We start from the raw sequence: 23,921 nt of genomic DNA, 5'->3' as shown, positions 1-23,921 counted from the left end.
GAATTCTATTGCAGTTCTTTCATGATTTCAGCGACGAAAGAAATAAGACATGGTGCTACCACTGCACAGTAACTCTCGGCGTAAACTCAACAAACCGCGAACATATTCCGACGAAGAGTATTCTTGCTAAGCCTTATCCTGCGAATTTGCCTGTCGCAGAAGTGTGCGCCAGATGCAATGAACAGCATTCACTAGACGAAGAATACTTCATCGCTTTTTTGTCAGCGGTATTGACTGGCTCAACTGATCCGAATGCACAAGTTTTGAAAGCTGGAACAAGTATCTTTGCCCGCAACAAAGCACTTAGGCGGCGCGTAGAACGCAACAAGCGTGAGTATCAAACTTATGGTGGTCAAACCAATGTGGTTTGGAACCCAGAACTTGACCGTATCCATTCAGTCGTTATCAAGAACGCCAAAGGTCACGCGTTTTATGAAAACGGTGAGCCTATGTTTGACGAGCCCAGAGCGGTAGCCGTGTTTCCCCTTGCAACAGCCTCAGATGAGCAATTGGGCTCTTTCTTTAACGGTTTAGACGGGCTCGCTGTATGGCCAGAAGTGGGAAGCAGATGGATGCAGAGAATGGTCGGAGAGCCATGTTTTGACAACGACGGCTTTTATGTTCTTCAACCGGGTGTTTATCGTTACCGTTTGGAGTTCGAAGGCGGTGTAACAGTCAAAACTGTTATTCACGAGTATCTGGCTACCTATGTGGCATGGTGAAATGCAAGTTCGCCAAATGCCAGTTTGGCGATTGGTTTTCGCTGTTTCTGTCTGTTTCCAGACATCAAAAAAGGTTCACGATCAAGCGCAAAAATAGTCCTCGCGCCCGGCCCGAGGGTGGGTGCAGAACGCGCCCGCCCATGGGGGCGGGTCGGGCGCATGCATGATGCTCTGCATCATGCATTAGGATGAACAAACCGCCCCCAAATCACCCAACCCTACATCTTCGTGAGCCCCATTGCCTGCGCCCCCCGGCCCCGTAGACTCGCCGCATGAGTTTCATCGCCGACCACCAGCTTCCGCTGATCCTGCTGTTCTTCGCGGCGGGCTGCATCGGCACCGCCTTTCTCTTCCGCCTCCCCGCCGACAATCCGGCGTGGAAACTGGCCGATCTCGTCTGGGTCGTGCTGGGCGGCGTCGGCGCGCTGGTGGCGATCATCGCGGGGCTCTACACCACCGACAGCTCGCGGCTCGACCGGCAGATCGACCTGGCCTATGCCGCCACCAAGGCCTTTGACCGCGACGCCGCGCGGTTCCGGCTGCGCTTCTGCGACCCGGCCTATGACCCCGACACCGCCGTGCTGTGCGAAAAGGTCGAGTTCCTCTCGGCCTCGACCGCCAGCAATGCCGACCTGCCCCTGTTCATCGCCGTCACCGGCGAGGTCGCGCCGCTGCAGGGCCTGCGTTTCCTGTTCGGCGGGCGCGACCGCGAAAGCGAGCAGGAGATGCGCAAGATGGCCGCCCGGGCGGACGCCTTCGAGATCGAGCAGTTCCTCGTCTTCACCACGCTCGACGCCAAGACGCAGGCCGCCATCGACAACATGCGCCGCAAGGTGGCCGCCATCGCCGGCGACTACCTGATCCTCGCCCAGAGCTATGACGACCTGATCGAACAGGTCGGCAAGCTCAAGACCGAGTGGGAATATCTCCAGGCCAATGCCCGGATCCTGGCCTATCAGGTGCTCGCGCTCTGCCTCGTCAGCTTTGCCGCGCCCTTCCGGCTGGGCCGGTCGCTGGTCGAACTGCGCAACAGCCTCAGCGCCGATAGTCCCGCGCCAGCCGTTCCGGATCGGCCCCCAGAAGATACCGCAGCAGAGTCCACAGATTCCGAGCCCCCCGCCGCAGCCAGCCCGCCCGCAGATAGCGATCGGCACTCGTAAGCGCACGCGGCCGCAGCAGCGCCACCCGCGGCAGGGCGCGCACCAGCGCCACGTCCTCCATCAACGGTATGTCGGGATAGCCTCCGGCCGCGTCATAGACGGCGCGCGGCACCAGCAGGCCCTGATCGCCATAGGGCAGCCCGAACAGCCGGCTGCGCAGGTTGGCCCAGCCCGCGACCCAGCCGGGCCAGAAGCCCGAGGCGCGGAACCCAAGCCGGAACGCCGCCGGCTGCTGCCCGGCCTCGAGATGCGCCGCCACCGCCTCGCTCCAGCCCGGCTCCAGCACCGTGTCGGCATGCAGCACCAGCAGCCAATCGCCCTTTGCCTCGGCACAGCCGCGCCGCAGCTGCCCCCCGCGCGAGGCCGGGCCAAAGACGACAACCGCCCCCGCCTCCTCGGCGATCTTCATCGTGTGATCGGCCGAGCCGCCATCGCTGAGCACCAGTTCCCGGATCAGCCCCGCCTGCAGCCCCTCGAACAGCGCGGCCAGCGTCTCGGGCAGGCTGTCGCCCGCGTTCAGGGTCGGGATGACGATGCTGATCGGGGCGGGCACCTATCTCACCTCTGGTCTTGCCTGTACGATCTCCTATATCACGGTGCCAGGTGAATTGACGAGGACCACGAAATGCCCACCCGCCGCGTTCTGCGACTGTCCGGCAAGGATACCGAAAGCTTTCTGCAGGGGCTTGTGACCAATGACGTCAAGCGTCTGGATCAGGGCCTTGTCTATGCCGCCCTGCTGACGCCGCAGGGCAAGTATATCGCGGATTTCTTCCTGCTGCGCGACGGCGACTCGGTGCTGCTGGACGTGGCCGAAGGCCTGGCCGATACCCTGATCAAACGGCTGAGCATGTACAAGCTGCGCGCCGACGTGACGATCGCGGACAGCGGGCTGCACCTGCAACGCGGCACCGGCCCCGCCCCCGACGGCGCCCTGCCCGACCCGCGCCACCCCGAACTGGGCTGGCGCCGCTACTCGCCGGAACCCGAAAGCGACGACGGCACCGACTGGGACGCGATCCGCGTCGCCCATTGCATCCCCGAAACCGGCATCGAGCTGACACCCGACAGCTACATCCTGGAATCGGGCTTCGAGGCCCTGAACGGCGTGGACTTCAAGAAAGGCTGCTATGTCGGTCAGGAAGTCACCGCGCGGATGAAGCACAAGACCGAGCTACGCAAGGGCCTGCGCCGCGTCACCGTCGAGGGCGAGGCCCCCGTCGGCACCCAGATCACCTCGGGCGGCAAACCCGCGGGCGTGCTCTATACCCAGCATGGCGGGCGGGGCATCGCCTATCTGCGCTTTGACCGCGCGGGCGAGGACATGGTTGCCGGCGACGCCAAGGTGTCCGCCGGGAATTGACTTTGCGCGCGCCGGACCCGAGCATTGGGTCATCATGTTGCGCATTGTCGTTTTCCTGTTTCTGACCCTGGTCGCGCCCCCGCTCCGGGCGCAGGATGCCCCTGTGTTTTCGGGCCGGATCGAGGCGCTCAACAAGGCCGCCGTCTCCAACGCCATCGCCAGCACCGTGATCGGCATCCATTTCGAGCCGGGCCAGAGGGTGCGCGAGGGCGATCTGCTGTTCACGCTGGATGCGACCGATTTCGAACTGGCGCTGGCGACCGAACGGGCCAACGTGCTGCGGGCCGAGGCCACGCTGACCTCGGCCCGCTCGGACTACGAGCGGCTGAAGCACCTGGAGTCACGCGGATCGGCGACCGGGGTGCAGTTGCTTAAGGCCGAGGTGGCGCAGGCCTTTGCCGATGCGGTGCGGGCCGAAACCCAGGCCAAGCTGCGCGCCGCGGAACTGAACATGGAGAGAACCCGGATCCACGCACCGATTTCCGGCGTGATCGGCGCACCGATGGTAAGCGTCGGAGAGTATGTCAAGAAAGGCCGCGACCCGCTGGCCGAGATCGTGCAGCTTGATCCCATCGGGCTCAGCTACGAGATCCCCTATGTTCAGCGGCTGGACGAGTTGAACCTTGAGGACATGCGCTTTCCCGAGAGCCTTCTGGAAAGCGTCGAATTGCAACTCCGGATATCGGAGGACTGGGTTTACCCCCTGCCGGCGCGCCCGACAAACGTGTCGGCCGAGGTGGACGCGGAAACCGGAACTCTGACGGTTCGCGCCCGGGTCGACAATCCCAACGAACTTCTGCGCCCCGGGATGCGGATTACCGTCCACCCTCGCCTGCGCAGCCCCTGACCCTGTGACCCGGGCGGCACGGGACCGGATGTGAAATCCATTTTTGTGATTGCCTTGCCCCCTTCTCCGCGCAAGGCTTCTGCTAAACCAGTGACGGGGCCGTAATGTTTCAGCTTTATGCCGCAATCTGGCGCGTCAGTTCCGGGCGCCAGATCATCCTGATCCTTCTGTCGCTGGCCATTGCGGCCCTCGCCGCGGTTCCACTGGAATTCCAGCGCGACATCATCAACCTGCTCACCGAAGAGGAGTTGGACAAGGACTATCTCTTTGCCCTGGGCGGCGGAATGATGGCTGTCATCCTGCTGAGCCTGTTTCTGAAATGGCTTCTGGGCTTCCGCGCCGGAACCCTGGGCGAAGACGTCATTCGCATGATCCGCAGCAGATTGCTGACCCGCGCCGTCGAGGTGGACGAGCAAGGCCAGGATGTCCGCCGAGGCACCCTGACGACCGCCGTATCGGCCGAGGCCGAAGAGTTGGGAAAATTCGCCGGCGGCGCCTTCTCCGATCCGGTCGTGCAGATCGGAACGCTCATCAGCGTGATCGGCTACATCTCGGCGACCCAGCCGGGGCTGGGCCTGATCGCGATTTCGATGATCGTGCCACAGATCGTCATCGTTCTGGTGTCACAGCGCAAGGTCAACGTGTTCATCGCCGAGCGCGTCCGCGTGCTGCGCTCGGCCACGGATGAACTGGCGATGCAGGACATCGAAGCCGTGACCGAGGCGGTCAACGCAAAGTTCGACGAGATCTATGAAACCCGCCGCCGCATGTTCATCTGGAAACTGTCCGCCAAGTTTCTTCTCAGCACCATCAACGGGGCCGGCACGGTCGGCGTCCTGATGCTGGGCGGGTGGCTGGTTCTGAACGGCAAGACGGATGTCGGCACGGTCGTGGCGGCGACCAGCGGCCTTGGCCGCATCCAGGGCCCGACCGCCTTCCTCATCGCGTTCTACCGTCAGGTCAGCGCGAACCGGATCAAGTACGAATTGCTGCTGGAAATCTTCGGCGATCAGCCCGCTCGCCGCCGGGCGCCGGGCTGAAGGCCGTTGTACAAAACGGAACAAGGGCCGCTTTGCACCAGTACAAAACGGCCCATTTCCCTGTTTCGGCAGCTGCGCCCGACTTAGGACGTCACGTCACGCGCGCTCGGCATATTCCATGGTTTCGGTGTTCACCACGACCATCTCGTCCTGCGCGATGAAGGGCGGAACCATGATCTTGACGCCGTTGTCCAGGATCGCCGGCTTGAACGAGTTGGCCGCGGTCTGCCCTTTGACCACCGGCTCAGTCTCGACCACCTTGCAGGTCACCTTCTGCGGCAGCGTCGCGTTCAGCGCCTCGTTTTCATAGAACTCGACCACGATGGTCATGCCATCCTGCAAAAAGGGCCGACGATCGCCCAGCAATTCTGCCGGCAATTCAATCTGTTCGTAGGTTTCGGTGTCCATGAACACCAGCATTCCGTCGCTTTCATACAGGAATTGCTGGTCTTTTTGCTCCAGCCGCACACGCTCGACCTTGTCGGCCGAACGGAAACGTTCGTTCAGCTTGGTGCCGTTGCGCAGGTTGCGCAGTTCGACCTGCGCAAACGCTCCGCCCTTGCCCGGCTTCACATGTTCCACCTTCACTGCAGCCCAAAGACCGCCATTGTGCTCCAGAACATTGCCTGGGCGGATTTCGTTCCCATTGATCTTGGGCATGACATTATTCCTTCACACTGGGTTGATGCACCGTTCGGCGACCCTATATCTGGCGGGACCGAACCTGGCAAGACAACGACACCTAGTGCTGCAATCGCAGAAAGCTATGCACCTGACGCAACGCAAATATGCAAATTAGGTGTATCCGAATCGCGCCATATCGGTCATAAGGACCGCCACGCCGAAAATTGCAAGAGCAAGAAAAACAAGGAAGACGAGATGAGAGATTTCGTTGACGGCACCGCCTATAACAACGAGCAGGGCAACCGCGCTCGTAAGCTTTTTGCGGCTGTCGTACTGGCCGCGCTGGATGACGCCATTGCCGATGACAAGAAATACGGCAACGGCCCCGAACAGATCGCCCGTTGGGCACGCTCGCGCGACGGCCGCGAAGTGCTGACCTGTGCCGGTATCGACCCGAACGAGCGTGTCGTTCAGGGCCTGATGGAATTCGTGGGCCGCGGTGTGCGGACCTCGGTTGCGCTGTCGCGCGAGGAAAGCGAGCGCCGCAACGCTGCGCAGCAGGCCGAAGCGGCCTGACACCGTTTCCAACCTCTGAAAAAGGCGCGTCCCGTTTGGCGGCGCGCTTTTTTTGTTGCCCGCATGACGTTGCAATGGCCCGTTCCATGTCGGTTTCGCGATCAAATCGGACCGTCGGGGACTTTCCATCCAAGTGCAAATCGGGTCATCTGCGCGCGAAAGCAGGAGGAAGTCCATGGCGCGCGCCATCATGATTCAGGGCACCGGCAGCAATGTCGGAAAATCGATTCTGGTCGCAGGGCTTGCGCGCGCCTACACGCGGCGCGGCCTGCGGGTTGCCCCGTTCAAGCCGCAGAACATGTCGAACAACGCCGCCGTGACGGAAAACGGCGGCGAGATCGGACGTGCGCAGGCGCTGCAGGCGCGGGCCGCCAGACGCCCGAGTCATACCGACATGAACCCGATCCTGCTCAAGCCCGAAACCGACACCGGCGCGCAGATCATCGTTCAAGGCCACCGCGCTGGCACGATGAGGGCCGGCGACTACCGCAAGGACAAATCGAAACTCCTGGGCGCGGCGCTGGAAAGCTTCGACCGGCTTTGCGCGGATGCCGATCTGGTGCTGGTCGAAGGCGCGGGCAGCCCGGCCGAGACCAATCTGCGCAAGGGCGACATCGCGAATATGGGCTTTGCCTGCGCGGCGGGTGTGCCGGTGGTTCTGGTCGGTGACATTCATCGCGGCGGCGTCATCGCGCAGATCGTCGGAACGCAGGCCGTATTGGACCCCGCCGACCTCGCCCGCATTCGCGGCTTTGCCATCAACCGCTTCAAGGGCGACGTGTCCCTGTTCGACGAAGGCCGCGACGACATCGCCTTGCGCACCGGCTGGCCCTGCCTTGGCGTCGTGCCGTGGTTCAACGACGCGTGGAAGCTGCCCGCCGAGGACATGATGGACATTCGCTCGCATACCGGCGGTGCATGCAAGGTCGTCGTGCCGCAACTGGAACGGATGGCGAATTTCGACGACCTCGACCCGCTGGCCGCCGAACCCGGTATCAGCGTCGAGATCGTTGCCGCCGGACGTCCCCTGCCGGGCGACGCGGATCTGGTCCTGCTGCCGGGCAGCAAGTCCACCATCGGGGATCTGACCTTTTTCCGGGCGCAGGGCTGGGATATCGACCTCTATGCCCATGTGCGACGCGGCGGGCACGTTCTGGGCCTGTGCGGTGGTTACCAGATGCTTGGGAAAACGATCTCGGACCCCGAGGGCGTGGACGGAAAACCCGGCAAGGTGGACGGGCTGGGCCTGCTGGATGTCTCGACGGTCATGGCGGGTGAAAAGCAGGTCACGCTGCGCCACGCGACCGCCCTGCCCGGCCGCGAGCCGGTGTCGGGCTACGAGATCCACATGGGCCGCACCGAAGGCCCCGACTGCGCGCGCGCCTGGCTGGAGATCGACGGACGCCCCGAGGGCGCGGCAAGCGCAGACGGGCGCATCCGTGGCAGCTATCTGCATGGCCTGTTCACGTCGGATCCGTTTCGAGCCAGCTACCTGGCGAGCCTGGGGGTCGCCTCGACGACAGCGTATGATGATGGCGTGGAAAATGCGCTGGACGCGCTTGCCGATCACCTCGAACGGCACATGGATCTGGACCTGATCCTGTCTCTGGCGGAAGAGCCCTGCCGGCGCTGAGTGCTATTTCAGGTCGCGGGCGGCCAGCGCGATCTGAATCTCGCGGCGGACGAGCTTGCGCACGTTGCGCGTGATCCGCTCGCCCAGAGCCCCCTGCAACTCTTCGCGGACGATATCGGCCACCAACAGGCGCAGCGCCTCTTCGTCGAGACCTGCTTCTTGCAGGTCCAGATCATTCTCGCCGGTTTCAGGTGCGCCTTCCACACCTTTCTGACCGCCTTCGCGATCGGCGCCCGCGGGCGCCGCGCGTTCCTCTGGCGAGGGCATGTGCACGAATTGCGGCGCGTCCGCCTCCTCTGCCACGTGCGGCGCATCCTCGGCCCCGGCCCCGGATTCTTCGCCCTGCTTCAGCGCCTCTTGGTCGGCGCCCTCAGGATCCGTGGCGACCTCGGGCGGCTCATCGGTCAGGCGCAGAGTGATCCTGCGCACCCGGGTTCCCGCATAGGCGTCATCGCTGTCGCCGTCCGGTTCCCATTGGTCTTCGGTCTGCGCGATCGCCGTTTCCAGTGCTTCGATCTTGGCACTCAGACTGTCGGCCAGCTCTTCTTTCAGCGGTTCGATTCTTGATTTGCCAATCCCGCCGGCAGTTACCGGCTTTGGGGCAGACGCAACTTCGGGTTCGACATTCGCCGCACCCCGTGCCGGTGCGCTCTCGGACTTCACCAGATGGTTCGAGCTCAGAACCATCGCCTGGGCGCCGCCAGACTCCTTGGGCGCCGCTTCCGCATCCATGTTGGCGGGCGCGCCCGGGGTTTTCCCTGCTTCCAGTTCGCGGGATTTTTCCGGATCACGCGCGACCGCCCCGTGCATCGGAGGCTCTTTGTCAGCGGTTTCGGCAGTTTCGCCCACACGCAGCGCGGGTGTCAGAACCAGACGATCAGGCTTGGCAACAGAGGTGGCCATCTGCTTCAGCGGCAGCTTGTGGCCCTTCTCGCTCACCAAGCGTCGAATCGAGGACAAAACGTCCTCGATTTCAGATTTTGCGACTCGATCTGACATTAGTTTCTACCGCTCTTGCCCTCGGGATCGAGTGTAGCCAAACTATTGCCTTCCCACAACAGACAGAGCGACGTCTCAGTCCCTGTGCAGAGCTTTCAAAACGCGATCAAGGTCGCGGCTCTGCTTGCTAAGCTGAGCAGGCGCGTTCTTGACCAGGTTGTAATACAGCGTCGGATCATAGATCTGAACCGCCAGACCCAACCGTTCTGCCGTCAACAAACCTTGTGCCGCCAGCAATTGATAGGCCGACAGTGAACGTTCGGTCCGCGACCCGACTTCCGACAGCTTCGCATCCAGCAGATCCTGCTCGGCGATCAGAACGTCCAGCGTCGTCCGTGCGCCCAGAGTGGCCTCTTCGCGGATACCGTCAAAGGCGACCTGCGCGGCGCGCACCCGCTCTGTTGAAGCGGTCAGGCTGGCAGTTGCAGTCTGGAATCTGGCGTAGGCATCCGCGACACCCTGCCTGATGTCCTTCTGAACGTTCAGCAGGTTGGCGCGGGACGCATCACGCTGCGCCATGGCCCTGCGGACCTGCGCGGCCAACCGTCCGCCGGCATAGATGTTCTGGCGGAACTCCAGCGAGAGCCTTGCATCATTGGAATAGTCATCGTCATCGAAATCCTCGACGATGCCCACATCCGCAAACAACCGCACCGATGGCCCAAGCCCGGCTCGCTGTTGCGCGACCGAGAGGTCAAGTGCCTTGACCTGATGTTGCGCCGACAGGATCGACGGGTGATTGCGTGCGGCCAGGTTGACGGCTTCGTTCTCCGACGCCGGCAGTTTCGGCAGGCTGGGTTGCCCCGCGGTCCGCCCCGGTTGCCTGCCGACCGCATTGACATACTCGGCCTGCGCGGTGCTCAGGTTGCCACGCGCGTCCGACAGGTTTGCGCGGGCCTGAGCCAGACGCGATTCAGACAGGGCCACGTCCGTGCGCGTCACTTCGCCCACGTCAAAACGGTCCTGTGTCGCCCGCAGTTCTTCACCCAGAAGGCGCACGTTGTTTTCGCGAATGGCGACGGTTTCCTCGGCCAGGAGCACGTTCAGATAAGCCTGAACCGCGCGGAGAAGAACCTGCTGCTCGACCTGCAGCAGCGCCTGGCGGGTCGACAGCACCGTTTCCTGGGCGGATTGCTTGCCGAAAAGGCTGGCACGCCCGTCATAGATCAACTGACTCAGCGAAACGCCCGTGAAAAACCTGGACGGGCTGTTGTCCGTGACCACTCCGCTGGTTCGGGATTTGTTGTAGTCTTGCGTGACCCGCACGGTCCAGTCGATGATCGGACGCAACGCCGACAGGGCGATGGCCACATCTTCGTCGGCGGCGCGGAGCAGCGCGCGGTTCTGTTCCAGCAGGCCGCTGGTATTGTAGGCACCAATCATGGCGTCGGTCAGGTTGTCGGCGGATGCAGGCCGGGCCACCACCGATGTCAGAGCAACTCCGACCGTCAGTGCAAGCGCCCGCGCCAGTTTGCCTCGCGTGGCTGTGCGCATACTATTCCCCTCAAATTAATTTTTCCTGCCTCGGAGACAGTTTGCGCCTTTGTTTTCAACTAATCAAGACATTGGGCGCACCCGATGCGCAACTATAGCGAAAATGCACGTTCCGCTTCGAAGCCGGGCAGGACGGGGGCGCTTGCATTGAACGCGTGGCGCCACGTCACCCGGTCGCCGACCTTGCGGCCGATACGCACGGTTCCCAACTCGCCTTCCATGAACAGGCAGGCGATGCGGCCATGCTCCTTCAACTGATCCAACAGCGCCGGCGGCACACGCTCGACCCCGCCCTGGATCATGATCACGTCATAAGGGCCGTGTTCCGCAGCCCCCTCGGCAAGAGGGCCGGTATGGACGATCGCGTTGTCCGCCCCGGATTCCAGCAGCAGCTCCTGCGCCTCTGCCGCCATCTGCTCGTCTTCTTCGACGGCAACGACCAGCTGCGCCATCCGTGCCGCCACCGCCGTGGAATAGCCCAGCCCAGGCGCGACGTCGAGCACGACCTCGTCACTCGAGATATTCAGGCCGTCGAGCATCTTGGCCAGCGTCCGGGGTTCCAGCAGGTAGCGGCCATTGCCCAAGTCCATAAGGTCGCCGACATAGGCTGCCTCGCGTTGCGCGTCGGGAACGAACCGCTCGCGCGGCACCGAAAGCATGGCGTCGATGATCGGAAACTTGGTCACGTCTGAAGGCCGGATCTGCGTATCGACCATTACACGGCGGCGGGTTGCGAAATCGTTCATTTGATCGCTCTTGATGTTCCCTCGGTTATCCGGCTTTTGCCACATCCCGCACAGCCCGGCAACGTCCCTTGGCGCGTAATCCCGTCGCGGGGGCAAATTTGCCTGGGGCCGTCGGGCGGCCAGCTTCGCTTTCCGCAGAGCTGGCGCAGATTTCTGAAACGGGCCTCTGGACGTCCCCGGCGAAAGCTGATAGAAAACCGCCCACACCACAACAAGTGATTGATTTCACTTGAAAAGGCGAGTTGGCGGAGTGGTGACGCAGCGGATTGCAAATCCGTGTACACCGGTTCGATTCCGGTACTCGCCTCCATTTTTTTCTAAATCAGCGGCTTAGCATCTGGACGGTCAAGTGCGACACAAAGTGGAGCACAAGCCCATGAAGTTGTCAGCCTACCTAAGCCTTTCTCGCCACGGCGTTTTCTACTTCCGTTGGCCCTTGCCACACGAAAAAGGCCAACCCCGCAAGACCATCCGGTTGTCGCTACGTACTCGCTGCCCGGATCGGGCTGGCGTTCTCGCTCGCCATCTTGCATCTTGCGGCCAAGTAACTCGGGACAACAGAGCGTTGGCAAGGCTCAGGCAAGATCAAATTCGGGAACTCGTCGGGGCGTACTTCCAAGCCCAACTCGACCGGTACATGGCATGGCTAGACAATCATGGGCTTTCCCCCAACGCCCTTGAAGATGCTCGAAGCGAAATGCTGGACCATGAGACATTCCTCGACCCGCCGTCTGATCATCCGCAATGGCTACCGATTGGGCCGTTCCAACGAAAGATGGGCGTCTCCAAGGAAGACTGGGAAGACAGCAGCCCCAACATTGGCATTGAACTCCGCAAGGGACGGCGCGACTTGCTCAGAGCCATTCTGAAGGCCGCTGAGCGCCTTGAGCACTACTCCTATGGAGAAGCCCCTGCCGTGGTTTCAACTACTCCTGCGACCGTTCTATCAGCCTCATCGCCCTTGGGTGCGGCGGTAGATGATTTCATCGCAGAGCATTCCCGCCAATGGGCTGGCAAAACGATCGGCCAGAACCGTGCATACCTGAATATCCTTGTCGAATACTTTGGTCTGCCCCTATTAGGTGGTCCAATTTGATTGTTAGTGCCTCGTGGGTCTCTGGTCCACCGGGACGATGCTTGTCGGCGCGGGCGGGCGGTAGCCCAGAGCGCTGTGCGGCCTGACGGTGTTGTAGTGGATACGCCATTGCTCAATCAGGATTTGCGCCTCCCTTAGGCTGTAGAAGATTTCGCCGTTCAACAGCTCGTCGCGGAAGCGGGCGTTGAAGCTTTCACAGTATCCGTTCTCCCAAGGTGATCCTGGCTCGATGTAAGCCGTCTTGGCGCCGACGGTCGTGATCCAGCTCCGCACTTTCCGGGCGATAAATTCCGGCCCATTGTCCGACCTTATGTATTTCGGCGGGCCACGCAGGATGAACAGATCCGTCAGAGCATCGAGCACATCCGTGGAATTGAGCTTTCGATCAACGCGGATCATAAGTGCCTCCTTCGTGTATTCATCGATGATGTTGAGCGTCCGATAAACGCGCCCGTCTGCAGTGCGATCCTGGACGAAGTCATAAGACCAGACATGATTGGGACGTTCCGGCCGCAGACGCACGCAGGAGCCATCATTCAGCCAAAGCCGCCCCCTTTTCTTCTGTTTTTGCGGAACCTTCAGCCCTTCACGTCGCCAGATGCGCTCGACCCGCTTGTGGTTCACATGCCAGCCTGCATTGTTCAGCAAGCCGGTCACCATGCGATATCCATAGCGCCCGTATTGGTGGGCCAGCTCGATGATGTCGTCGGTCAGACGCTCTTCGTCGGCACGTCCTTGCGGAGCTTTGCGTTGCGTGGACCGGTGCTGCCCGAGCGTGCGGCAGGCGCGGCGTTCCGATACGCCAAGCGCCCGCCGCACATGGTCGATACACTTGCGGCGACGCGAAGGGCTCAGAAGTTTCCCTTTGCTGCCTCTGTCAGAATGAGCTTGTCCAGCGTCAGGTCCGACACCGCCCGCCGAAGCCGTTGGTTCTCCTTCTCCAGCTCTTTCAGGCGGGTGAGCTGAGATCGCCCCATCCCGCCATAGAGCTTCCGCCATCGATAGAACGTCTGCTGCGTCACACCGATCTGGCGCACGGCCTCGGCGACCGTCGCGCCTTGTCCCTGCAGAACTTCAACTTGCCGAAGCTTCGATACAATCTCTTCGGCCTTCTCTCGTTTTCCAGCCATCGCTGATCCTCCAATTGCGGGACAAATCTATCCCAGTTGGTGGACCACTTTCAGGGGGCAACTCCAGGTGAGCCGTCATGTATTCCGGCCTATAGCGGCTTTCGCGGTCAAGGCGTTGCTTTTGCCTTCCTATGCCAACTGACATGCCGTTGCGCTTGACGTGTGCCCTAAGCAGGTTAACCAAGACGACGCGACAGCACGCCATGAACCGCTCTTGCTCGTCCGAACTGCGTTTACGTTGATAGCTTGCTTGCCAAGCCACGCAAAGTCATCTAGTGCAAGGTCTAGCTTGGCCTGCGTGCTCTTGTGTCGCAGTCGCAAGAAAGGCTCAAAGGCCCAAGTCTGGCCCGCGCCCTGATCCGGTAGTGCAACGATTTGCTCGTCACTCAGAAAGCTGGAGAGGTATTCGTTCTCGAATGTCATCGTAAAAATCCGGTACATTTTTTCGAGCGGGCATCTACATGTGCCGTGTTCCCATTTTCCCCCATAGGCCCTCTGCCTCCGCCGTCACCTTTGCGGCTTTCCTTATCCCCTCCTACACAGAGAAACCACTGGGTTTGACGCCCAATCGGTGCCGGTGTCTACGCTATTTCCGATTTATCGGTATCGGATACAGTTGACAGTCGTGGCGGCTTTCTCCACGTTGTGTGACAGAAAGTGAGACACACGAGCCAACCTCGCTCTTGATTGTCCGGCCTATTCAATGGCTTAGAAAAATGGTAGCGGGTCCGGTACTCGCCTCCAACATCTCAGCCAGATCGCATCGCCTAGACTTGCATGTGTTTTTTGCACTGTGGTCCGACGGTTTCCCTATGCATGGCATGAGGATCCCCTTTTGCACAGCTTGCCGCAAGGAATGGCGGGGCCAGATCGGAATAAGTGACGCCATCGTGACGGCCGTTTCTCGGCGCCCTCTTTTGATGCAACACACGTGCTCGTCACGAAGCCCGAAGCGTCCGTTTCTGAGGCAATCCGTACAGCGCAGTTGCGATGGTGGCGAATACCGTCGTCACAGCGTCATCCGTCAGCATCGGCATCGTCAATCTCGACGTCATAGCCCCAGAGGTGCCTGAGATTGGCAAGGGTTTTTTCGCGTGTCTTTTCATCGAGCGGAATGCCATGGCGTTTGAAATGACGCAGCCGAAGGCACCGGTCCCCCGCCAGATCCACATCGACGACCTGAATGTCGGGATCCATCATGGATACGCTGAAGTTCTGGGAGAGAACTTCCTGAATCTTCCTGTAGCCGCGTTCGTCGTGGATCGCGTCGACGGTATAGTAAGGAGATCCCTCCTCGTCGACGAGCGAGAACAGCTTGAGCCGCCGGATGACATTGGGGCTCAGAAACTGCTGCACGAAACTTTCATCCCGGTAGTTCGCCCACGCATCCTTGAGCACGTTGCGCCAGTCGCGAGACCCGGCGATGTCGGGGAACCATTCCCGATCTTCCTCGGTGGGATCGTCGCAGATCCGCTGGATATCCTGCATGATGGCGAACCCGATGGCATAGGGATTGAGGTCGGAAAAGCGCGGATCGTCGAAATCGGGTTGGGTCAGCACGTTGGTGTGGTTGTGCAGGATCTCGAACATGGCGCCGTCGTTGATCCGACCGGCCGCATGCAGCGTCTGCATGATGTGATAGTGCACGAAACAGGCGCAGCCCTCGTTCATCATCTTGGTCTGGCGCTGAGGATAGAAGTACTGGGCGATGTTGCGCAGAACACGCAGGATCTCGCGCTGCCATGGTTTCAGGCTCGGACTGTGGCGCTCGACGAAATACAGAATGTTTTCCTCGGGCAGCCCCATCTGGCGCTTGCGGGTCTGGACCTCTTCGTCGGCTTGGGCCGTGGGTCGGTCGCGGTCAATGGATTCCCACAGGTAATACACCGCCCGCTCCTCTTCGGCCTGCCTCTCGCGAAGGCGCCTGGTCTTGTCCCGCAACGAGGGCTCGATCGGACGTCGGTGACGGAAAACGCTGGACGGCATGAGCGAATGGGCGGCGTCGAGCAGTTCTTCGACCTCGCGCTCGCCATACTGTTCCTCGCACCGCGCGATGAAGTCACGCGCATATTCCAGGTAGTCCAGAATACCCTCGGCATCGCTCCATTGCCGGAACAGGTGATTGTTCTTGAAGAAATGATTGTGGCCAAAGGCGGCATGCGCGATCACCAGCGCCTGCAGGGCCATCGTGTTGTCCTCAAGGCAATAGCTGATGCAGGGGTTGGAATTGATGACGATTTCGTAGGCGAGACCGCGGGCGCCCTTGCGGTAGAGCTGCTCGTGCTGGATGAAATGCTTGCCAAATGACCAGTGGCGGTACATCTGAGGCATGCCGGTGGAGGAATAGGCATCAAGCATCTGCTCGGAGGAGATGATCTCGATCTGGTTGGTGTAGACATCCAGCCCGAGGTCATCGAGAGCGACCCGTTCGATCGCGTCATAGGTGCGGTGCAGCGTATCGAAGTCCCATTCGGTCCCTTCGAAGAGGGTTTTTTCGTTTCTCACCTCAGCCATGACCCTTCTCGCGCTGTTTCTCGAAAAGCTCGCGGAATACCGGATAGATATCCGCCGGCCCGGCAATGCGCTTCATCGCGAATTGCGGCCAGAGCTTCGACACGCCGAGATAGGCGCGCCACAGCTCCATCCCGTTGTCTTCGCTGGTGAGCAACTCGGCCTCTTTTTCGTCGATGATCTCGATATATGCGAAATATTGGCAGAGCCGCATCAGCTGCGAATCAAGGATCTCTGCACAAGTCTTTGAGTCACCGCCGAAATTCTCTCCGTCAGAGGCCTGGGCGGCGTATATGTTCCAATCCGAAGGCGGATACCTTTCCTCGATGATCTCCTTCATCTTGACCAGCGCCGAGCTGACGACCGTTCCCCCGGTTTCCCGCGAGTGAAAGAACGTTTCCTCGTCAACTTCACTGGCAACCTGAGTGTGACGGATGAACACGAGGTCGGTCCGCTCGTAACGCCGGCGCAGGAACAGGTGCAGCAGCACGAAGAACCGCTTGGCCAGATCCTTTTCGCGCTGGCCCATCGAAGCGGACACGTCCATCAGGCAGAACATGACCGCATTGGCGGACGGTTCGGGTTCCTGAACATAGTGCTTGTAGCGGACATCGAGCGGATCGACGAAGGGAACCAGCCTGCGGCGCTGACGGACCCTTTTGAGTTGCCCTTGCAATTCCGCCAACTCCGCCAGCTGCGCGGGTGTCGGCGACGTCAGCGCTTCGAGTTCGCGGATCCGCGCCACGAGTTCTCGCATCTTCCTGTTGCCGATCCGCCCGAGCGCAATGCGCCGCCCGAGCGCGGTCCGCATCGTCCTTTCGACGCTCAGGGTCGCAGGGGTGCCGGTAACGGCAAACCCTTTCCGGCGGGGTCTGGTTGAGTGGATTTCCTTGAGGTTCCGCTTGACCAGGTCGGGCAGTTCCAGATTGTCGAAAAAGATATCGAGGAATTCGTCGCGCGAAAGCATGAAAACGAAGTCATCTTCGCCCTCGCCTTCGGCGGAGCCCTCACGACCGCCCTGCCCGGCGCCGCCCTTGGGCTTGGCGATCCGGTCCCCGACCCGGAACGATTTGTTGCCGGGTAGAACCCGTTCCCGCCGGCCGCCTTCACTCGCGTGACGGAAACTCGGCTCGGAAATTCCGCCTGCCGGGACACTGACCTGTTCCCCTTGATCGACATCCGCAATGGCCCGCCGGCGCACGCTTTCCAGGACGGATTGCTTTACAATGTTGCGAACGCGTCGGAGAAAACGGCGACGATTGCCGAGGCTCTTGTCCTTTGGGTTCAGCCGCCGGTCGACGAAATGGCCCATTCTGCTCGTCGCCTCCTTTGAATCACCCCGCCTTGTTCACACGCATGTACCACTCGACCAGCCGCCGGACCTGCCGCCGCGTGTAACCGCGCTCGACCATCCGATCGACGAACTCCTCGTGCTTGGCGTCAGTTTCCTTGTCGCGCTTCGCGCCAAAGCTGATCACCGGCAGCAGATCTTCGATCTGACCGAACATGCGCTTCTCGATCACCCGGCGCAGTTTTTCATATTTGCGCCAATCCGGGTTCCTGCCGTCGTTTGCCGCCCGCGCACGCAGGACGAATTTCACCACTTCGTTGCGGAAGTCCTTGGGATTGGCGACACCGGCCGGTTTCTCGATCTTGGCGAGTTCCTTCTCGAGAATTTCCCGGTCGAACATCTGGCCCGTGTCCGGATCCTTGTAGTCCAGGTCCTCGATCCACGCATCCGCATAGGCGATGTAGCGATCAAAGAGGTTCTGTCCGTAATCCGTATAGGATTCGAGATAGGCCTTCTGGATCTCGTTGCCGATGAATTCGGCGTAGCGCGGCGACAGCTCGTCCTTGATGAAGCCCAGATACCGGCCTTCGGTCTCTTCGTCGAACTGCTCACGCTTGATCGTCTGTTCGAGCACATAGAAGAGGTGAACCGGATCGGCCGCCAGTTCTTCGGTGTCGTGGTTGAACGTCTCCGCCAGCACTTTGAAGGCGAAACGGGTCGAAGTGCCGGTCATGCCCTCATCGCCACCGGCGGCATCACGATATTCCTGCACCGAGCGCACCTTGGGGTCGGTGTCCTTCAGCGTTTCACCGTCATAGACCCGCAGCTTGGAGTAGAGCGGCGAATTCTCGTGCTCGCGCAGCCGTGTCAGAACACTGAAACGCCCCAAGGTCTCGAGCGTTTCCGGGGCGCAGGGCGCGTCGCTCAGGGTGCTTTCCCGCAGCAGCTTGTCATAGATCATGGCCTCTTCGGTCGCCCGCAGGCAGTACGGCACCTTGACCACGCTGATCCGGTCAAGAAACGCCTCGTTGTTCTTGTTGCTCTTGAACTGGCGCCATTCGGCCTCGTTGGAGTGGGCCACGATGATCCCCTGATAGGGGAATGCGCCGATGTTCTCGGTGCCGACATAAGAGCCTTCCTGCGTCGCGGTCAGCAGAGGGTGCAGCACCTTGATCGGCGCCTTGAACATTTCGACGAATTCCATCAGGCCTTGGGTCGTCCGGTTCAGTGCGCCGGAGTAGCTGTAGGCATCCGGGTCGTCCTGGCTGAAATCCTCGAGCTTGCGGATGTCGAGCTTGCCGACAAGCGAGGATATGTCCTGAACGTTCTCGTCCCCGGGCTCGGTCTTGGCGACGCAGATCCGGTTCAGCTGCGAGGGATACAGCCTGACAACCGAGAACTTCGAAATGTCGCCTTCGAATTCCTCCAACCGCTTGACTGCCCATGGCGAGATCAGTCCGGTCAGCAGGCGTCTTGGAATGTTGTACTTGTTTTCCAGCACGTCGCCCATCCGCCGCCGGTCGAACAGCCCGAGGGGAGACTCGAAGACCGGGCTGATCGTATCGCCCGCCTTGAGCGCATAGATCGGCTGTTCTTCCATCAGCCGCTTCAGAATCTCCGCCAGCGTGGATTTTCCGCCGCCGACGGGGCCCAGAAGATAAAGGATCTGCTTGCTTTCCTCGAGCCACTGGCTGGCATGCCGGAAGAAACCGACAATGCGCTCGACCGTTTCCTCGATACCGTAGAGGTTGCGAAACGGTTCATAGCATTTGATGGTCCGGTTGAGAAAGATCCGGCCGAGCCTTGGATCCTGACTGGTGTCGACGAGTTCCGGCTCGCCGATGGCGGCGACCATTCTCTCGGCCGCCGTGGCGCGCATCAAGGGATCATCCCGACAGCCCAGCAGGTAGTCCTGCAAGCTCATCTCGACGACTTTTTTGCGTTCGTATGCTTCTGTGAACTGGTTGAAAATCTCCATCTTTGGGCCCCTCCTGCCCTGTTCAAGCCGGTCTTCAGTCCTGGCGTGCACCGCTCCTTCCTGTGTTCGTTGCGCTCCTGGACCCCCATACGAATACATGGGGCTGCACTTGAGGTGTTTCTAATCAAGAATTGTTTATTGCTGCTATTTCAGCAGCTTGTTCCTCATCATACCACTTCGGGCGCGATTTCCCGATAGGGTTGTGAAAATTGGTTTCGCAACCCATGCTAAAGCAGCAAGAATGAATCTGTCCTGTGGCGGGAAGGCGCGCGCCTCTTGGCGTCTCACTCGACAGGACAGGCGGGAGAGCCTGCGCCGCCGGGCCAGCCGCGGTCAGCCCGCCCCGGATCCGGTTGCGAAATAGCGGGCCACTGGCAACGCCGAAATCGCCCACCGGCCAGCCGCAGCGGTTTTCAACCAGCCTTGCCGCAGGCATGAAGCGGGCCGGGCAACAGCCATGGTCGCGAAAATAAACAAACCAAATTCAACCAGTTATCTGCCTGAAAATTCCAGGCGACCCACGCCACCCCCTCGACACCCGCGTCCGCGCGCCAGACAGATTGTGGCATAGCGCCCCGGCAGTTCGCCTCCGAATCGAAGCGTCAGGAGCCCAGCGTTGACAAGCCTGTCCCCGGCCGCCGCCACCGCACCTACCGGAGCGTTTGCCAAGCCGGAAAGCTCCTGCCGGTCTCAGAGGCCCTGATACATGTAAGCCTCGCGATTGGCCTTGTGCCTTTCGTAGTCCGATTGCAACACTTCGGAATTTCCTGCACCGGGTTTGACTTGCTCGCATGCGACCAGACAGGAGACCAGCAGCAGACCGGCAATCAAACGAAAGCATGTCATCAAACGCCTCCTGCTCCTGACATCGCCAACCGTGAACATGGAAGAAGACGCGGCCTCGAAGTCACCGCAACACCCCGGATCGCTCCGGTTCCAGCGCCGATCACTCTGCCGCTTCCAGTTCCTTGCCCTGAGGTATGACCTCATAGCCCGGCTCTTCGGGTTCGTCATCCGACATTTCTGCCGGAAAGCCGGGCGCACGGATATCAAGGCCGGTCGCATCCTCGAGCCGCCGGATGATGTTCGGGGAAAGCTCGCGCTCGCCATAGCGCGCGATGCCGTCATTGAAGATGTCGATCAGCACCGGGTTGATCTCGAGCGGAACGTCGGCCCGGTCGGCGACCTCCTGGAACAGCCCGATGTCCTTTTTCACCAGGTCCATCGTAAAGGAGATGTCGCGGGATCCGTTCAGGATCACCTGGCTTTCGGTCTCATGCACGAAGGACGTGCCCGAGGAAATCTTCATCGCCTCGTACGCGGTGTTGAGATCCATGCCCGCAGCCCTGGCCACGACCAGCGCCTCGCAGCAGGTCACCAGGTTGGCTGTGGCCAGATAGTTCGTCAGAACCTTGAGAACCGAGGCCGAGCCCAGTTCGCCGGTGTGCAGGATGCGGCGTCCCATGGTCGTCAGGAAGGGCAGGATCCGCTCGAAGGTCGCGCGGTCGCACCCGGCAAAGATCGAGATATTGCCGGTTGCCGCGCGGTGGCACCCGCCCGATACCGGGCAATCCACCGCCGCGCCGCCACGCGCGATGACCTCGGCGCCCAGCCGCTTGACCTCGGCCTCGTCGGTGGTGGACATCTCCATCCAGATCTTGCCGGGGCCAACCTCGGGCAGCATCTGCTGCATCACCGCGTCCGAGGCGGCGGGCGACGGCAGGCAGGTGATGATTGCATCGCAGTCGCGCATCATCTGCACCGCGCTTTCGGCCCGTTTCGCGCCGCGCTCGACGAAGGCATTGACCAATTCCTCGTTCAGGTCGTGAACGGTCAGGTCGATGCCGTTGCGCAATAGCGAGCCGGACAGCTTCCCGCCCACATTGCCCAGACCGATGAAGCCGACTTTCATGGCTGTCTCCTCCCCTGCAGGTCCGATACCCGCGAAAATGATTCACGGCGAAAGTATTCCTCTTGGACCAATCAAAGAGAAATGAATAAAACCGGAAATTATGGTCAAAAATATTTGATGATACATGGACCGCCTGCCCAACCCGACCTGGCTGCGCACCTTCGAGGCGGCAGCCCGGCATCTGAACTTCACCTCGGCCGCGCGCGAGTTGGGGCTGACCCAGACGGCGGTGTCCCTCCACATCCGCTCGCTGGAGGAGGAACTTGGCGCAAAGCTGTTCACCCGGGCGGCCCGGCGGATCGAGTTGACCGAGTTGGGCCAGTCCTATGGCTTGACGGTCCGGCGGGCCCTGGCGGATATCGCTCTCAGCACCAACAGCCTGTTCGGCCCCGCAACGCACCAGACCCTGACCATTCGCGCGGCGATTTCCACGGCGACCTACTGGATCGCCACCGAACTGCCGGAGTTCAGTCGCCTCTATCCCGACATCCCGGTGCGGTTGGTCTCGCATATCTGGAACGACAGACCCGGCCCCGCAGATGTGGATGTGGAAATCCGCCTTGGATACGGAGACTGGCCGGGCGTGATCGCCGAGAAACTATGCGACGAAACCATCGTTCCGGTCTGCCGGGCAGACTGCCCTGCCCCAAACCTCAACCGGATGCCCTCGGCCCCCTTGATCCACATCCTCGGCTACGAGGACAACTGGGCGCGATACTTCGAGGCGCACGGGCTGACCCATGACCAGAATGCCATTCGCCACTCGGCCGACACGACGGTCGCCGCCCTGCAAATGGTGATGGCCGGGGCGGGACTGGCGACCGTGCTCAGCCGCTTTGCCCGAAACGCCATCGCGCAGGGCGCGCCGCTGCAGATCGCAGGGCCGCCGATTCCCTTTGCCCAGTCGCACTACCTGATCCGCCCGCAAGGCGCCCAGCCCCCGACCGGATCGGCCCGCCTGTTCGAGGCCTGGCTGCGCGATCGCCTGGCTGCGGATGCCGCGGATTGACCGCGTCGGGTCGCTTTTCCTGTCTGGCTCGCTTCTGCGCCGCTGCCGTGCTTGACAAGGCCCCTGCCCATGCCGCATGTCCGGCCCGTTGGTGTCTGCGAAAGCAGATGAAAAGGGAATGCGTCAGCGGTTTTCCGTCAAACGCAGCCGCCCCCGCGACCGTGACCGGAGAGGGTGCCCAAATGCCACTGGCCAATGGCCGGGAAGGCGGGACATCCGACAGAGCCCCGCTCTAACATCCGCAAGCCGGGAGACCTGCCAACGCCCGAAGACGAACCGGACGGGGTGTTCCGGTGTCGGGCCGCGGCCCGAATGAGACCCCGTTCCCCAGAACCTGCAAAGGGGGATGAGAGACGTGACCGAGACCGCACCAGTCGAACTGCTGGTCTGCACCACCTGCCGCCGCGGGCTGCCCGTCGAGGACGACGCCCAGCGTCCAGGCACGCTGCTGCACAAGGCGCTGGCCGCAGCCGACCTGCCCGAGGGCATCACCCTGAAGCCGGTCGAATGCCTGTCGAACTGCGATCAGGGCTGCTCGATCGTGCTGCGCGGCGGGCCGTCTCGCTGGACCTTCGTCTATGAGAACCTGAACGAATCCGACCATGTCGAGATCATCGTCGAAGGCGCGACCAAGTACCTGGCCACCGAAGATGGCCTTGTGAAATGGCGCGACCGCCCCGAACATTTCCGCAAGAACTGCGCCGCCCGCATTCCCCCGATTGGAGCCTGAGCATGAGCACCCTCGAAAAACTTCCCGTCACCGTCATCACCGGCTTTCTCGGCTCGGGCAAGACCACGCTGATCCGCCACCTGATGCAGAACCCGCAGGGCAAACGCCTGGCCGTGGTGGTCAATGAATTCGGCGATGTGGGCGTCGATGGCGAGATCCTGAAAAGCTGCGCCATCCCCGACTGCCCGGCGGAGAACATCATGGAGCTGGCCAATGGATGCATCTGCTGCACCGTGGCCGATGACTTCATCCCCACCATCGAGGCGCTGATGGCGCTGGACCCGCGCCCCGACCACATCCTGATCGAAACCAGCGGTCTGGCCCTGCCGAAACCGCTGCTCAAGGCGTTCGACTGGCCCGATATCCGTTCCAAGATCACCGTGGACGGCGTGATCGCGCTGGCCGATGCCGAGGCCGTGGCCGCGGGCCGCTTCGCCCCGAATGTCGCGGCGGTGGACGCCCAGCGCATGGCCGATGACTCGATCGACCACGAAACGCCCCTGTCCGAGGTGTTCGAGGACCAGATCTCGTGCGCCGACATCATCCTGCTGACCAAGCCCGACCTGGCCGGTCCCGAAGGCGTGGCCAGGGCGCGCGAGATCATCGCCGCCGAGGCACCCCGCCCCCTGCCCGTGGTCGAAGTGGCCGAAGGCGCGGTGGACGTGCGCGTGGTGCTGGGGCTCGAGGCGGCGGCCGAGGACGACATGGACGCCCGCCCCTCGCATCACGACGGCCATGACGACCACGAACATGACGATTTCGAAAGCATCGTGGTCGAGCTGCCCGAACAGACCGACCCGGCGCGGCTGGTCGCCAATATCGAGCGTCTGGCGAACGAGCTGAACATCCTGCGGGTCAAGGGCTATGCCGCCGTTCAGGGCAAGCCGATGCGCCTGCTGGTCCAGGCGGTCGGCGCGCGGGTCCGACATCAGTATGACCGCCCGTGGAAACCGGAAGAGGAGCGCCGCTCGCGCCTTGTGGTCATCGCCGAGCATGACGACATCGACGCCGACGCGATCCGGGGCATCCTGACGGGCGTCACCGAGGCCGCCGAGTAAGC

The 23,921-nt window shown here is 61.5% G+C and carries 21 protein-coding genes, 1 tRNA gene and 1 riboswitch; of the genes, 11 read left to right on the top strand and 11 right to left on the bottom strand.

Annotation, left to right across the window (positions count from 1 at the left end):
* Positions 1-8: 8 nt before the first annotated feature.
* Positions 9-722: a hypothetical protein gene (locus AVO45_RS19610; protein ID WP_157770076.1), complete on the top strand. Its 714-nt coding sequence runs from the start codon at positions 9-11 to the stop codon at positions 720-722.
* A 1,035-nt stretch (positions 723-1,757) separates the two neighbouring features.
* On the opposite strand, the gene AVO45_RS19280 is transcribed toward AVO45_RS19610, so the two are convergent.
* Positions 1,758-2,435, bottom strand: coding sequence for a TIGR04283 family arsenosugar biosynthesis glycosyltransferase (locus AVO45_RS19280; protein ID WP_082688615.1), 678 nt, complete (start codon positions 2,433-2,435; stop codon positions 1,758-1,760).
* A gap of 72 nt (positions 2,436-2,507) precedes the next feature.
* Here AVO45_RS19280 and ygfZ point away from each other — a divergent pair, with 72 nt between their 5' ends.
* The 3 genes from ygfZ (at position 2,508) to AVO45_RS00880 (ending at position 5,132) form a co-directional block, all read left to right on the top strand.
* Positions 2,508-3,245, top strand: coding sequence for a CAF17-like 4Fe-4S cluster assembly/insertion protein YgfZ (gene ygfZ, locus AVO45_RS00890; RefSeq protein WP_068343428.1), 738 nt, complete (start codon positions 2,508-2,510; stop codon positions 3,243-3,245).
* 37 nt (positions 3,246-3,282) lie between these two features.
* Positions 3,283-4,092, top strand: a complete 810-nt coding sequence (locus tag AVO45_RS00885; protein ID WP_157770075.1) for an efflux RND transporter periplasmic adaptor subunit — start codon at positions 3,283-3,285, stop codon at positions 4,090-4,092.
* A gap of 104 nt (positions 4,093-4,196) precedes the next feature.
* The gene (locus AVO45_RS00880) at positions 4,197-5,132 is read left to right on the top strand and encodes an ABC transporter transmembrane domain-containing protein (RefSeq protein WP_068343423.1); all 936 of its coding nucleotides are present in this window, start codon (positions 4,197-4,199) and stop codon (positions 5,130-5,132) included.
* Between the two features lie 96 nt (positions 5,133-5,228).
* On the opposite strand, the gene efp is transcribed toward AVO45_RS00880, so the two are convergent.
* On the bottom strand, positions 5,229-5,792 hold the full coding sequence (efp, locus tag AVO45_RS00875; protein ID WP_068343420.1) for an elongation factor P: 564 nt from the start codon (positions 5,790-5,792) through the stop codon (positions 5,229-5,231).
* Positions 5,793-6,011: 219 nt separating this feature from the next.
* On the opposite strand from efp, the gene AVO45_RS00870 reads away from it, so the two are divergent.
* Both AVO45_RS00870 and AVO45_RS00865 read left to right on the top strand, forming a co-directional pair.
* Positions 6,012-6,332, top strand: a complete 321-nt coding sequence (locus AVO45_RS00870; protein ID WP_068343418.1) for a DUF6280 family protein — start codon at positions 6,012-6,014, stop codon at positions 6,330-6,332.
* A gap of 175 nt (positions 6,333-6,507) precedes the next feature.
* Positions 6,508-7,965, top strand: a complete 1,458-nt coding sequence (locus AVO45_RS00865; protein ID WP_068343415.1) for a cobyric acid synthase — start codon at positions 6,508-6,510, stop codon at positions 7,963-7,965.
* A 3-nt stretch (positions 7,966-7,968) separates the two neighbouring features.
* Here AVO45_RS00865 and AVO45_RS00860 read toward each other — a convergent pair whose 3' ends face one another.
* From AVO45_RS00860 to AVO45_RS00850, 3 genes are all read right to left on the bottom strand, one after another.
* Positions 7,969-8,904 (bottom strand): hypothetical protein, encoded by a 936-nt coding sequence (locus AVO45_RS00860; RefSeq protein ID WP_157770074.1) that lies wholly within the window; start codon positions 8,902-8,904, stop codon positions 7,969-7,971.
* Between the two features lie 135 nt (positions 8,905-9,039).
* Positions 9,040-10,458 carry a TolC family outer membrane protein gene (locus tag AVO45_RS00855; RefSeq protein ID WP_068343412.1) on the bottom strand — a complete coding sequence of 473 codons (1,419 nt, stop codon included), beginning with the start codon at positions 10,456-10,458 and terminating at the stop codon, positions 9,040-9,042.
* Between the two features lie 92 nt (positions 10,459-10,550).
* Positions 10,551-11,204, bottom strand: a complete 654-nt coding sequence (locus AVO45_RS00850) for a protein-L-isoaspartate O-methyltransferase family protein (protein WP_068343411.1) — start codon at positions 11,202-11,204, stop codon at positions 10,551-10,553.
* Positions 11,205-11,440: 236 nt separating this feature from the next.
* On the opposite strand from AVO45_RS00850, the gene AVO45_RS00845 reads away from it, so the two are divergent.
* Together AVO45_RS00845 and AVO45_RS00840 are read left to right on the top strand one after the other, a co-directional pair.
* Positions 11,441-11,514: transfer RNA gene (locus AVO45_RS00845), tRNA-Cys, on the top strand.
* A gap of 387 nt (positions 11,515-11,901) precedes the next feature.
* On the top strand, positions 11,902-12,300 hold the full coding sequence (locus tag AVO45_RS00840; protein WP_157770073.1) for a hypothetical protein: 399 nt from the start codon (positions 11,902-11,904) through the stop codon (positions 12,298-12,300).
* A gap of 3 nt (positions 12,301-12,303) precedes the next feature.
* Here AVO45_RS00840 and AVO45_RS00835 read toward each other — a convergent pair.
* From AVO45_RS00835 to AVO45_RS00805, 6 genes are all read right to left on the bottom strand, one after another.
* Positions 12,304-13,430, bottom strand: a protein-coding gene (locus AVO45_RS00835) for an IS3 family transposase (RefSeq protein WP_099045701.1) whose coding sequence is annotated in 2 segments (ribosomal slippage) — positions 12,304-13,166 and positions 13,166-13,430 — 1,128 coding nt in all. Because the reading frame shifts where the segments join, the coding sequence is not laid out codon by codon here.
* A gap of 1,017 nt (positions 13,431-14,447) precedes the next feature.
* Positions 14,448-15,944 (bottom strand): SpoVR family protein, encoded by a 1,497-nt coding sequence (locus AVO45_RS00820; protein WP_068343403.1) that lies wholly within the window; start codon positions 15,942-15,944, stop codon positions 14,448-14,450.
* Entirely contained in the window at positions 15,937-17,253 is a 1,317-nt protein-coding gene (locus AVO45_RS00815; RefSeq protein WP_068343401.1) for a YeaH/YhbH family protein, read from the bottom strand. The genes AVO45_RS00820 and AVO45_RS00815 overlap by 8 nt, the downstream gene beginning before the upstream one ends.
* Before the next feature lie 22 nt (positions 17,254-17,275).
* A complete protein-coding gene (locus AVO45_RS00810) occupies positions 17,276-19,210 on the bottom strand; it encodes a PrkA family serine protein kinase (RefSeq protein WP_068343400.1) in 1,935 nt (644 codons plus the stop codon).
* A 690-nt stretch (positions 19,211-19,900) separates the two neighbouring features.
* Entirely contained in the window at positions 19,901-20,056 is a 156-nt protein-coding gene (locus AVO45_RS19605) for a hypothetical protein (protein WP_157770072.1), read from the bottom strand.
* A gap of 100 nt (positions 20,057-20,156) precedes the next feature.
* A complete protein-coding gene (locus AVO45_RS00805; protein WP_068343399.1) occupies positions 20,157-21,122 on the bottom strand; it encodes an NAD(P)-dependent oxidoreductase in 966 nt (321 codons plus the stop codon).
* A gap of 124 nt (positions 21,123-21,246) precedes the next feature.
* Here AVO45_RS00805 and AVO45_RS00800 point away from each other — a divergent pair, with 124 nt between their 5' ends.
* From AVO45_RS00800 to cobW, 3 genes are all read left to right on the top strand, one after another.
* Positions 21,247-22,131, top strand: a complete 885-nt coding sequence (locus AVO45_RS00800; protein WP_068343398.1) for a LysR substrate-binding domain-containing protein — start codon at positions 21,247-21,249, stop codon at positions 22,129-22,131.
* Between the two features lie 72 nt (positions 22,132-22,203).
* Positions 22,204-22,408: riboswitch (cobalamin riboswitch) on the top strand.
* A 69-nt stretch (positions 22,409-22,477) separates the two neighbouring features.
* The gene (locus AVO45_RS00795; protein ID WP_068343397.1) at positions 22,478-22,861 is read left to right on the top strand and encodes a DUF1636 family protein; all 384 of its coding nucleotides are present in this window, start codon (positions 22,478-22,480) and stop codon (positions 22,859-22,861) included.
* 2 nt (positions 22,862-22,863) lie between these two features.
* Entirely contained in the window at positions 22,864-23,919 is a 1,056-nt protein-coding gene (gene cobW, locus AVO45_RS00790; RefSeq protein WP_068343396.1) for a cobalamin biosynthesis protein CobW, read from the top strand.
* Positions 23,920-23,921 lie beyond the last annotated feature (2 nt).

It is taken from the genome of Ruegeria marisrubri (assembly GCF_001507595.1).
GTDB lineage: Bacteria > Pseudomonadota > Alphaproteobacteria > Rhodobacterales > Rhodobacteraceae > Ruegeria > Ruegeria marisrubri.
Note: the sequence above shows the minus strand (reverse complement) of the source record. Positions and strands in the feature narration are given on the sequence as shown.